Source organism: Rhodopseudomonas sp. BR0C11 (assembly GCF_010820945.1).
Classification (GTDB): domain Bacteria; phylum Pseudomonadota; class Alphaproteobacteria; order Rhizobiales; family Xanthobacteraceae; genus Rhodopseudomonas; species Rhodopseudomonas palustris_H.
In genome coordinates this window covers 1-1,828 of record NZ_QTKI01000623.1, presented here as the reverse complement: position 1 = coordinate 1,828, position 1,828 = coordinate 1, and the positions used below count along the sequence as shown (strand labels likewise).

Here is a 1,828-nt window from a genome sequence, read left to right as displayed (position 1 = left end):
CTGCTGCATCAAGTTGTTCGCGGTGGTTACCGCGTCGGCGATGCCGGTCTCGCAACCAGCGCGCAGCGTTTGGATGCCGTTGGACGTCGAATTCAGATTGCTCGAAATCGCCTGCGCGGCGTTCAGCACGGCAATCCGCGCAGAGGTGCTGTCCGGGCTGGTTGCAAGCGCCTGCAGCGCGGTGGTGAGGCCGTTATAGGAGTCTTCGAGCGTGCCGGTGGAGTTCGGATCACCGAACAGCCCCTGCAGCTGCTTCAGGAAGTCCGATCGCAGCGACGCGTAGGCGCCTCCTGAGGTCTCGGTTCGAAGCTGCGCCAGGATGTAGTCGTCGAGCTGACGGTCGACGCCGACGACCTTGACGCTGGTTCCGGTCTCCCCCGCATTCACCGCCGACTGGTTGACCGTCTTACGGACATAGCCGGGCGTCTCGGCGTTGGCGACGTTGGATGACACCAGCGACATCGTCGCCTGGTTCACCCGAAGGCCGGCCATTGCAATAGCGAGTGCGTCTCCGAGACTCATGACTACCTACCCGGGGTTTGGAGGGCGGATCGCACCGCCTAGCGCATCACGTTGAGCAGATCCTGCACCATGGTGTTGGCCGTGGTGATCACCTTGGTGTTCGCCGAGTAAGCCTGCTGCGTGACGATCAGCTTGGTGAATTCGTCGGCGATGTCGGTGTTCGACGATTCGAGCGATGAGCCCGACACCGAGCCGCCCTTGCCGTACAGAGGTTGGCCGGATTCATTGGTGATCTCGAATGCGCCGCCATCGGTGCGCTTGAGGAAGTTCGCACCGTTGAAGGTCGCCACCGACACTTCGGCGAGGTCGATATTGCGGCCGTTGGAATAGGCACCGACCACGCGGCCGTCGTTGCTGACCGACACGCTGACGAGCTGGCCGGCCGAGTAGCCGTCCTGCTGCAGCTGGTTGACCTGGACGTTGCCGTTGGTGTCGGAAAACTGCGTCAGACCGCCGGTGCCGAACGCCATCGTCACGTCGCCCAGCGACACACCCGAAACCGTCAGACCGGTCAGCGTGATCTGGCCGATCACCGGGCTCATCTGGCCGTTGGAGGCAAAGGTGAAGTTGGTGTTGACGTTCTGCCACGCGGTCTGCGTGCCGGTGGCGTTCGGATTGACCTGATAGAACAGGTTCCAGACGTCGGTGTGGCCGGTGCCGAGGGTGGCGGAGTCGACCTTGGCCCAACGGAACTGCACGTTCACCGGGGCGCCGTTGCCGTCGTAGGCGGTGGTGGAGCCACCCGAGACCGACTCGTCGAGGAACGTCTGGTTGTCGACGCCGGTCACCTTGCCGGTACCGACCGAACCACCACCGTTGCGGACCACATTAACCGGGCTGGTGAGACCGAGCGAGGCGAACGCCGCAGCGCCGGACGTCATCGCCAGATCGCTGGCGACGCCGGTGTGCAGCACCACCGCGCCGGAAGTCACTGTCGAGGCCGCACCGCCGGCCGAGATCGCATCGATCTTGCTCAACAGGTTAGCAATCGTTGAATCGATCGGGATGTTGGTCGCGTCGTCCGTGCCGCCTGCAGCGGTGAAGGTAATGGTGGTGCCGTTGACCGTGATGGTGTTGCCCACTGCGAAATCGACGCCGATCGAGTCGCTGCCGGCGACGCCGCTCAGCTTGGTCGCACCGGTGATCGGGACACCCTGCTTGTTGTTGATCTGCAGGCCGGTCTTGGTGTTGTCGCTGAACGGCGGCGGGGTGGTGCCGAGAACCTGCGGGTTGGTGGCGAAATCGGCGGCGCGCAGCAGTTCCGATCCGGGGATCGACTTGTCGTGCTTGGTGGTCAGCGGATAGG

Annotated in this window: 2 protein-coding genes; both read right to left on the bottom strand. The window is 63.8% G+C overall.

What is annotated here, in order from left to right; all coding sequences use genetic code 11:
- Nucleotides 1–522 (bottom strand): flagellar hook-associated protein FlgK (gene flgK, locus DYI24_RS25915; protein WP_164574351.1); only part of this gene is annotated, 522 nt, incomplete at its 3' end.
- Nucleotides 523–560: 38 nt separating this feature from the next.
- The coding region (locus tag DYI24_RS25910; RefSeq protein WP_164574350.1) for a flagellar hook-basal body complex protein at nucleotides 561–1,828 on the bottom strand (1,268 nt) is incomplete at its 5' end.